Origin of the sequence: Desulfovibrio sp. 1214_IL3152 (assembly GCF_036763055.1) — a bacterium.
Classification (GTDB): domain Bacteria; phylum Desulfobacterota; class Desulfovibrionia; order Desulfovibrionales; family Desulfovibrionaceae; genus Desulfovibrio.
Map to the genome: position 1 here is coordinate 1 of NZ_JBAIYW010000248.1, position 10,010 is coordinate 10,010.

8 protein-coding genes are annotated in these 10,010 nt (G+C 56.6%); 2 read left to right on the forward strand and 6 right to left on the reverse strand.

All coding sequences use genetic code 11. The features are described from left to right. Both V6C07_RS05165 and hpsG read right to left on the reverse strand, forming a co-directional pair. Positions 1 to 483, reverse strand: a 483-nt coding sequence (locus tag V6C07_RS05165) for a glycyl-radical enzyme activating protein (RefSeq protein WP_333535295.1), incomplete at its 3' end; no start/stop codon positions are given. A 109-nt stretch (positions 484 to 592) separates the two neighbouring features. Then, the gene (gene hpsG, locus V6C07_RS05170; protein WP_333535296.1) at positions 593 to 3,088 is read right to left on the reverse strand and encodes a (2S)-3-sulfopropanediol dehydratase; all 2,496 of its coding nucleotides are present in this window, start codon (positions 3,086 to 3,088) and stop codon (positions 593 to 595) included. 724 nt (positions 3,089 to 3,812) lie between these two features. Between hpsG and V6C07_RS05175 the strand changes: the two genes are divergently transcribed. Further along, positions 3,813 to 4,646: an amidohydrolase family protein gene (locus tag V6C07_RS05175; protein ID WP_333535297.1), complete on the forward strand. Its 834-nt coding sequence runs from the start codon at positions 3,813 to 3,815 to the stop codon at positions 4,644 to 4,646. An 11-nt stretch (positions 4,647 to 4,657) separates the two neighbouring features. Continuing rightward, positions 4,658 to 6,034 (forward strand): MFS transporter, encoded by a 1,377-nt coding sequence (locus tag V6C07_RS05180; protein ID WP_333535298.1) that lies wholly within the window; start codon positions 4,658 to 4,660, stop codon positions 6,032 to 6,034. 271 nt (positions 6,035 to 6,305) lie between these two features. Here the strand turns inward: V6C07_RS05180 and V6C07_RS05185 are convergent, their stop codons facing one another. The 4 genes from V6C07_RS05185 to V6C07_RS05200 form a co-directional block, all read right to left on the reverse strand. After that, positions 6,306 to 7,025 carry a zinc-ribbon and DUF3426 domain-containing protein gene (locus V6C07_RS05185; protein WP_333535299.1) on the reverse strand — a complete coding sequence of 240 codons (720 nt, stop codon included), beginning with the start codon at positions 7,023 to 7,025 and terminating at the stop codon, positions 6,306 to 6,308. Between the two features lie 47 nt (positions 7,026 to 7,072). Continuing rightward, a complete protein-coding gene (hpt, locus tag V6C07_RS05190; protein ID WP_333535302.1) occupies positions 7,073 to 7,624 on the reverse strand; it encodes a hypoxanthine phosphoribosyltransferase in 552 nt (183 codons plus the stop codon). Between the two features lie 215 nt (positions 7,625 to 7,839). After that, positions 7,840 to 8,316, reverse strand: a complete 477-nt coding sequence (locus tag V6C07_RS05195) for a TlpA family protein disulfide reductase (RefSeq protein ID WP_333535300.1) — start codon at positions 8,314 to 8,316, stop codon at positions 7,840 to 7,842. Positions 8,317 to 8,431: 115 nt separating this feature from the next. After that, positions 8,432 to 10,010, reverse strand: a 1,579-nt coding sequence (locus V6C07_RS05200) for a cobalamin-dependent protein (protein WP_333535301.1), incomplete at its 5' end; no start/stop codon positions are given.

Sequence of the window (10,010 nt, forward strand, 5' to 3'; positions counted from 1 at the left end):
GCGGGCTTCGCGCAGCAGGGCCACGGCAAAGCCGCCCTGCAACAACGGCTCGCCGCCGGAAAGGGTCAGGCCCCCGCCGGAGCGGGCATAAAAAGCCATGTCCTGTTCCACCACGCGCAGCACGTCAGCCACATCGCGCTTTTTACCATATACCAGCAAGCCTTGAGCTGGGCAAACGTCTGCGCATGGCATGGCACAGCCGTGACACTGGCTGCGCTCCACGCGCGGCTTGTCGTCGTCGCCGCAAACAATGGAGCCATGAGGACAGGCAGGCAAACAATGACCGCACTTTGAAATGCCGATACAGCGCCCGGGATTGCAAGCCAGTTCGGCACAGGATTTTTGCGATTCCGGATTGCTGCACCAGCGGCACGAAAGCGGGCAGCCCTTGAGGAACACGATGGTGCGTATGCCCGGGCCGTCATGAACTGAATATTTTTGGATATTGAATACCATTCCCTGCTGTTTGTCATCCAGGCACATGTTTCCTTCCTTTTCTGCGCAACGGCGTTCTACGGCAAGCGACGGCCTCAAGAGAAAATTATCGTAAAAATGCGGGGAGGATATCTCCTCCCCGCTTCAGATGCCCGCCCTACATCACATCATGTTCCGTACGGGCGATGAGGTCATTCTGCAGATCGGGCGACAGGTCCACAAAGTAGGCGCTGTAGCCGGCGATGCGCACAATAAGGTTGCGGTATTTCTGCGGGTCTTTCTGCGCGGCCACAAGCGTTCCCTTGTTGACCACGTTGAACTGCACGTGCCAGAGTTTGAGGTCACAGAACGTGCGGATAAAGGACACCAGCTTTTCCGTGCCCTGCTCGCCTTCCACGCATTTGGGCGTGAACTTGATGTTCAGCATACGGGCGGCGCGGTCGCGCATGCCCATATTTTTGGTGGTGCAGTTTGAGAGCAGCACGGCGGTCGGGCCGTTCACATCGGCCCCGTGCGAGGCAGAGGAGCCGTCGGACAGGGGAAAGCCATCCGTACGGCCATTGGGCGTGGCGGAAACCACCTTGCCGAAAGGCACGTGCGAGGTAAAAGGCACATAACGCACGTCATTATGGATGCCCAGGTCGCTCATGGAGTATTTGTTGCCGTACTCCACGGAAATCTTGTCGATTTCGCGTCCGATGGCGTCGGCATACTCGTCATTGTTGCCGTAGCAGGGGGCGGAACGCAACAGGGCGCGCACGTCCTCATAGCCCTCAAAGTCGGCGTCGATGGCGGCAATAAGCTTGTCCATGCTCAGCTTCTTTTCTTCAAAGACCAGCTTTTTTACGGCCGCCAGGGAGTCCACCACGGTTCCCAGGCCCATATATTCAAAGTAGCCGAGGTTGATGCCTTCAGGAATCTGCTCCTGATGCAGGTCAATGCAGTGCTTCATGCACAGGTCATGCATGGCGGAACCCATAGGCTGGGCAAAGTGTTCGGCGCGCAGCTTGTTGATGATGTACTGCTGGGTAAACGCCGCCTTGAGGAAAAGCAGATGCTGCTCCACATAGGCATTCCAGAACTGATCCCAGGTCGTGAAGCTGCGGGGATCGCCCGTTTCGACGCCAAGCAGTTGGTCGCCGTATTTTTTCATGCGCCCGTTACGCAACACCATTTCCACGGCAGCGGCAAAGTTGATGTAGGCTCCGCCGGAGGTGTAGGTGTCGCGATTGGGCATACGGGCTTCCGTGCAGCCGGAAACGGCATAGTCCAGCGCTTCTTCAAAGGTCGCGCCCTTGGAAACGTAAAGCGGCACGATTTCTTCGTCATTGATCAGCTTGGGAAAGCCCGAACCGTACTTGATGGTTTCGGCCACGTCCCAAAGGTAACGCTCGGGCGCGCGGGAATGGATGCGGGCCGCAAGGTCCGGGTAGTGCAGCGGAAATTCCCGCTTGGACTTGAGTATCAGATAGGTGAGGTCATTGCTGGCATCACGCCCGTCAGGGGTCTGCCCGCCAACGGTGACCGCCTCCCAGTGGGCATAACCTTCGTTAAAGGCCCCGCCGGTGGGAGAAATATACATATCGATAAATTCAGCCATGCCCACCCACATGCATTCGAGCAGTTCCATAGCCTGGGCTTCGGTAATTTTTCCAGCCTCACGGTCCCGCTTGTAGAAAGGCTGGAAATACTGGTCCATACGACCATTGGAGATGGTGGTTCCGGTCTTCTGTTCAATACGGGAGAACATCTGGGTAAACCACTGGCTCTGGCAGGCTTCCCAGAAATCGCGGGCTGGCTCGCCGGGGACGTGTTCGGCGTTTTCAGCCATGCGCAGCAGTTCGGCCTTACGCACGGGGTCGGCCTCTTTTTCGGCCATTTCACGGGCAAGCACGGCGTGGCGTTTGGCCCAAAGCACGATGGCATCACACACGATGATCACTGCTTCAAGGAAGGGGCGCTTTTCACGATCGTCCTTGGCACTGAGGGGGTCAAGGGCAGCCAGCTTTTCCTGGGCCTCTTTCTTGATGCTGTTAAAGCCCCGCTTGAGGATTTTTTCGTAGTCGTGAACCCACTGGATGGATGAGCGGAACGAAGAGGTTTCGTTGACGATAAAACGGGAAATCAGACCATCGGGATCATCGTAGGTAAGCTTGTGTACCTCGGCAGGCAGGGCCGCGTTGAGCGCCTCATGGTAGGTCTTGCCTTTCCAGAACGGAGCGATCTCTTCTACCACGCGCTTGGCGTCTTCAGGCGTGATGGTGGCGGGCGACGTTTTGCGGGTGGGCAGGTCGCGCACGGCAATATCAAGAAAGTCGCCGTCCAGTTCCGGATAAAGAATGCCATAGCGCCCGTCGCAGCCGGCGCGGCCAAGCAGCAGTTGGTCTTCCTGCACATAGACGGTCATGTTGCTGGCAATGTGCATGAGAGCCTTGGCCCAGCGCAGCACCAGCGGCTGACCTTCGGTTTCTTTCATGGACTGGGTGAAATACAGCGCGCGCTCTATATCAATGCGCGGCTTCTGCCCTTCAAACCGTTCCAGAAGCCTGAAAACCCGGGGATGGGTCTTGCGGAATTTGTCTTCGCGACCTTCAATCTTGTCGTACAGGCGCTGTTCCTGGGGGGACCGGCATTCGCAAGTGGTCATGCTCATCACGCTACTCCTGAATAATATGAATTACAGAGCGCGGTACGATTTGTACGCCGCCGCGCTGAGAACGCCTTGCACAGATGGCTATCCTCGTTATGGCGACATAAGTGCATGGGGCATGCCACGTTTGCTAACACTATAATTTTATTTATGTTTTAATATATTTCCTTTTTTCAGCCAGCAGATAAAAGCTCTCCATTTCACAAATGATGCAGTTTTGCACCAAACTGTAGGGTTTTTCAATAAAACATCCCGATTATGCGACGCATATTTGCAACACTCCTTTTTTGTGGCGCATGGCGGCATGTGCAACCCTGCGCAAACAAGCATGTTTTAACTTTCACAAACAGCCTTTTTTCACACAAAAACAACCATTCCTGTTAGCTGCAAACTTGCGACACCACTATCCAGCCAAGCTCAAATCGTCGATAGCATGTATCATAATATACCGATAAGAGTGATATTTTTTAAGATAAAAGACCATCTCCCCTGCTTTTTCGCTGGCACACATCCTGCAAAAGTAAAAAATCACAAGACCCGGAGGCCAACATCAGGCATTTTGCTTTTTGCAATTGTTCATCTCATGGGAGGAGATTATGAGAAAAGTGTCACATCCAAACTGTACCACTCGTAACCCAAACGCTTCCTGCGGCCCGGACGCCCATAAAAGCCACGGGCCGTGCGGCAGGGCCGTGCCGGCAGCTTCGGCAAGTGGGGAGAACAGGAAATGAAGGTAATAGATTTTCGTTTTCGTCCAAACACTCCCGAGATTATCAACGGCATCAAGAACAGCGCCATGTTCAAGGCTGCGTGCAAGGCCATAGGCTTTGACCGGCGCAAGCCACAGCCCCTGGAAGACATTGTGGCCGATCTGGACCGCCTTGATGTGGAGACCGGGGTCATCACAGGGCGCGACTGCGAAACCACCTATGGTTTCCCTGCCAACAATCCGAGCGTGCTGGAGTTCTGCCGGGCCTACCCGAAAAAATTTGTGGGCTTCTGGGGAATCGACCCACACAAGAAAATGGCCGCCCTGCGCGAAATCGAGCTTGTCTCTTCCGAATACGGCATGAAGGGCATCGCCATTGACCCGTATCTTGCGCACATTCCCGCATCCGAAGCCCGTTTTTACCCCGTGTATGCCAAGTGCTGCGAACTGGGCCTGCCCGTATTCATCACCATGGCCCCGCCGCCCCAGGTTCCCGGAGCCATTCTGGAATATGCCGACCCGCGCGACGTGGACAAGGTAGCCAGGGACTTTCCCGAGCTTACGCTCATCATGAGCCACGGTGGCTACCCCTTTGTAAATGAGGCTGTTTACACCTGCTTGCGCAACGCCAATGTATACATGGACATTTCTGAATACGAACGTGCGCCCATGGTGGACGTGTATGTGCAGGCCATGAATGAACTGATTACGGACAAGGTGCTTTTTGCCAGCGCCCACCCCTTTGTGGAGCTGGCCGACGCTCTTGAAGCATACCGCGACTTTGCACTGACTGATGAGGCCCGCCGCAAAATCATGTATGAAAACGCCCGCCGCGTGCTGGGCCTGGCATAAAGGAGAACGATATGAGCGTTGCCGTCAATGACAAGCAGGCGCAAAAAAACCTGCGCCGCGTGGTTATTTCCTCCCTCATGGGCGCGGTTATTGAATGGTATGACTTTTTCCTTTATGGCGTGGTGGCCGGGCTTGTGTTCAACAAGCTTTATTTTCCCGCATTTTCACCGGGTGTAGGCACCATCCTGGCATTTGCCACCTTTGCCGTGGGCTTTGTGGCCCGCCCCTTGGGCGGCATTATCTTTGGTCACTTCGGCGACAAGATCGGCCGTAAAAAAATGCTCATCCTCACCCTTGAGATCATGGGCGTTGCCACGGTGCTCATTGGCTGCATACCCTCTTACGACAGCATCGGCATCTGGGCTCCCATTCTGCTGGTTATCTGCCGTCTGGCCCAGGGCATCGGCCTTGGCGGGGAATGGGGAGGCGCCGTGCTCATGGCCTATGAGTCCGCACCGGCCCACAAGCGCGCATTCTACGGCAGCCTCCCCCAGGTCGGCCTTTCACTGGGCTTGATGCTGGCTTCCGGGGTTATCGGCCTGCTTTCATTCCTGTTGTCTGACGAAGCGTTTCTTGCCTGGGGCTGGCGCATCGCCTTTTTGCTGAGCGCGGTTCTGGTGCTTGTGGGCGCGTACATACGCACGTCCGTTCAGGAAACCCAGGACTTTTCCTCCGCCAAGAAAGAAGTGGCGAAAATACGTTACCCCATGCTTGAAGCCTTCAAGCGCTACCCCAAAACCCTTACTGCCTGCGTGGGCGCGCGATTTGTGGAAGGCATCGCCTTTAACGTTTTTGGCGTGTTCTCACTGACCTATCTTACACAGACCTGCGGAGTTAACCGTACGGTGGCCCTTATGGCCGTTGTGGTGGCCTCGGGTGTTATGGCCTGCTTCATTCCCATGTGGGGAGCCATGGCAGACCGTGTGGGCAAAGGCCGCATCTTCGGCACAGCCGCCCTGCTGCTGGGCATAACCGCCTACCCGGTATTCTGGGTGTTGCACAACTACGCCACCACAAACCTTTTCTTTGTTTACCTGGCTATTATCGTTCCCTTCGGCATTATCTATGCTGCAGCCTATGCCAGCATGGCAAGCCTGTTCTCTGAAAGCTTTGATGCCACGGTGCGGTATTCCAGCATTTCATTCGTATACCAGTTCTCAGGCATTTTCGCTTCGGGCCTGACGCCCATGATAGCGACCATGCTTGTGCAGGCCAACGATTCTCAACCCTGGTACCTCTGCGGGTATCTGCTTGTGGCGGGCGTCATCAGCACCGCATCCACCATATGGATAGGTAACCTCCGGGTTGCGAAGGCAGAGCCGCGCGTGTTGCCCGACGAAGAAAACAGCGCTCTTGCCCCCAGTTCCGTAAGCGAACAGAACGCCTGACGTCTCCTGAGTCTGCCCTTCAAGGCCGGGGATTGCCGACCCCGGCCTTGAAGGATCAGGCCGCACCCTCTGCGGATGCAGACATTCCCCCTGTGAAAGCCCCCTTTGCCCTGCCGCTGCCGCAGGGCAAAGGGGGCCGTGCCTTCGATGCAGCCCACCGCATCGCAAACAGATCCTTCCCACAACAGAGAAACGCCCGCCGCCGATGCGAGATCGGCGGCGGGCGAACAGCCGGAAACAGCCTGTGGCGTCCGGAGTCTGAAGAATTTTCCTATTTGGCGGCCTTCTCGCCCTGCCTGTCTTCCTGTACGGGGATATCCTTCACGTCCACGATACGCACGCCGAATTCGGCCACGCCATCGGGAGGCGCATAGAACAGCACCATAAAGGGAACCTCGCCCCCACGGGGGACATTGGTATTATTGGTGAGAATCTCCACCTTGTTGTTGAGAAAAGACTCCATCTCCTTTTCGCTCAATACCTGAAGCTGAAAAAGGGAAAGCTGCACGCCGCCGAGCTGTTTTTTGGTGGCGAGCGTTTTCTTGTCCTTGTCGTAAATAGCGGCCTCAACGGTAACCAGTTCCTTTGGTTCAGGAAACTCGTTAACCACCTTGCCCTCAATGACAAAGACCTTGCCCACTTTTTCATTGTCCACATAGTACTGGCGCACATTGCGCATGGTGAGCATTTCCACCTTTTTAGCCAGTTCCTGCTCTGTGGGCGGGGCGTTTTCGCCAGCGGCGGAATGCTTGAAATACCAGTACGCGCCTCCGCCACAAGCCAGCACCAGCAACAAGATGCCAAGCAGCTTGCCAAGCCTGCCCCGCTTTTTGACGGGCATATCAGGCAGAGGCCCCTGGGCGGCAAGCTGCTCGGCCGGATCATAGGCAAAAACAGTCTTGCAAACCGAACAACGCAGCTTCACACCCGGCCTGGCATGTTGATCCGGCAGGTTAAAGCGGCTTGAACAATTGGGACATCTTACTTCCATGCCGTTACTCTCCAAAACCGTATCCGGCAGCCGGAACAGTGGAACGTTTACTCGGGAATGATCTCAAAAACAGCGGGCAGATTGCGATAGTGTTCGGCGTAATCGAGACCATACCCCACAATAAAGCCCTGCGTCAGCTTAAAACCGGCAAAGTCGACGTGAACGTCAATTTCGCGCCTTTCATTCTTGTCCACCAACGAGGCCAGGCGCAGGCTGCGGGCCTTGCGCGCGGCAAACTGCCCGAGCAGAAAGCGCATGCTGTGTCCACTGTCCACAATATCTTCAACAATCAACACATGCTTGCCACAGATATCAATCTCGATATCCTTGTTGAAAATAACATGCTTGGAACTGCTTGATCCCTTGCCGTAGCTGGACAGGCGCACGAAGTCCAGCTCCAGGTTCTTATTTTGCAAGGCCCGTACCAGGTCGCTGAAAAACACAAAGCCGCCCTTGAGCACACATATGGCTACCAAGGGTTCCTGACCATAACAGGCGTCAATTTCAGCGGCCAGTTCCTTCACCCGTTGAGCAATCTGCTCCTGACTGAAGACGGTTTTCAGTTCTTTGACCTTAATCTCATGCCCCACCTTAGACATCTGATCCTCCAGCACGGGCCGCAGGGCGGCCCCATCTTCAGGGGCCGCAACATTTTCCGGCTCCATGGCGAACAATCCGCATTGGTCAATGCGGTCGGGACAGCGGACACCCCACGCGCCTGCCGTCCATATTTTATGGGCGCAGCCCGGCCCGGCATGGGCCGCGCGATGGACGCGCAGCCCAGAAGATCAGGCCCGGAACATGCTTTGTATGCTTACTTCTGCTCAAGCAGCTTGCTGAACACCATTTCCATCATTTCGGCATCGGCAATGCCCGGCTCGGAGATGACGCGCTGCCCGTCCTTGGCATAAAAAACATTGTGCGGGATGCTGGTTATCTGAAACGCCTTGGCAATATCACGGTCTGCCATGTACACGGGGTAGTCCATGCCCATTTTCTTGATGAACGGCGCCACAACCTTGGCGTCGTCATCCACGGAAAGGCTGATGATAAGCACGTCCTTGCCGGCGTATTTTTTGTTCACCTGCACAAGCTCGGGAATCTCCACCTGGCATGGCGGGCACCATGTGGCAAAAAAATTGAGCATGATGACCTTGCCCTTGTTCTTGGTCAGAAGGTCTGTCAGCCCTGCCAGATTGAGCGAAGGCACGCCCGAGGCGGACGAAGAGCCGGCAAATGCCGCGCAGGGCAAAAGCAGACACAACAACAAGGGAAGAATAATTTTTTTCATATCATACCTTTACGGGCCGTACTGAAGGCCGGAATATGCGTGAAGGGTTACCATGCCGCCGGGCCTTGCGCGCGGACGCACGGCATGACCGCGCCCGCGTAATTGCAGAACAACGCTACACAAAATTCTTGGCGGCCCGCACGGCGCCCACGGCATCCGCGCAATAGGCGTCGGCTCCGATAGCATCGGCAAACGCCTGGGTGACGGCCGCGCCCCCCACCATTACCTTGATGCCCAGCCCCTTTTCTCTGACCAGCTTTATGGTATCTTCCATACGCACCATCGTCGTGGTCATCAGGGCCGACAGGCCGATAATACGCGCTTTATGCTCAAGGGCGCAAGCCACGATATCTTCAGCAGGCACATCCTTGCCAGCGTCAATGACAGCAAAACCGTGATTGCCCAGCAGCAGGGAAACGATATTTTTACCGATATCATGAATATCCCCTTCCACCGTGGCCATTATCACCACCGGGCGTTCTTCCGGACCCCGCCCGGCTTCAAGCCGGGGCTTCAGATGGGCAAAAGCCGTCTGCATGGTCTCGGCCGCGCGGATAAGCTGGGGCAGAAAATATTCCCGCCGCTCGTAACGTGCGCCCACCTCGGTAATGGCCGGAATAAGCACTTCCTGCACAAGGGTGAAAGGCTCTGCCCCTGCGGCCAGTTCGGCCTCAAGCAACGAGAGGACATTTTCCCTGTCGCCGTTAAGCACTGCCTCGCCAAGGGTTTTGGACGCCCCGCCCCCTCCCTGGCGCTGCAGCACACTGCCTTCACCGGGTTTCCAGTTGGCGTAGCCTGAAATAAACGAGGAAGCGTGGGGGTCATGCTCGCCGAGCACCTTAAGGGCATCAGCCGCCTCGCGCAGGCGCGGGGCCGACGGATTGGCGATGCACGATGAAAGCCCCGCACCGGCGGCGTAGGCCAAAAATGTGGCATTGAGCAGATCGCGCGCGGGCAGGCCGAAAGAAAGATTGGAAAGGCCGAGGGTTGTGGGCAGCCCCTGGTCGGCGCACCAACGCGTCATTTCAAGACATTGGCGTGCGCCGTCCGGGCTGGAGGATACCGCCAGAGCCAGAATATCCACCATCATAAGCCGACGTGGAATGCCCAGGCGCTCGGCCCGCAGAAGAAGGCTTTCCACCGTGCGGATGCGCTCCGCGGCCTTTTCCGGCAGGGTTGCCCCCTCAAGAGGCAGCAGGATGAAAGGCGCGCCGTAATCGCGGCACAGCGGCCCCAGCAGTTCCATGCGCCCTTCTTCACCGCTGACGGAATTTACCAGAAAAGAACCGGGGCAGTAAGGCAAGGCGGCCGCAATGGCCTGGGCATTGGAAGAGTCCAGAGAAAGCGGCACCGTGAGCCGCCCCACCAGACGCTGCACCAGTTCTGGCAAAAGCGCGGTTTCGTCCACAAGCGGAGCGCCCACGTTCACGTCCAGCACCGTGGCCCCGGCCTCAAGTTGCGCATCGGCAAATTGCAGGGCCGTATCAAAACGCCCTTCCTGAAGCTCAAGCGTAAGCTGCTTTTTGCCTGTAGGATTGATACGTTCACCGATAATGGCAAGAGGCTGCCCCACGCCGATGCGCACCATCTGGGAACGGCTCGTCAGGCAGATGCCGCTGCGCGCCACGCCGGTGGAGCACACCTCGCCAAGCCCGCGCAGACTTTGCGCCAGAGCCGCAAGATGCTCGGGCGTT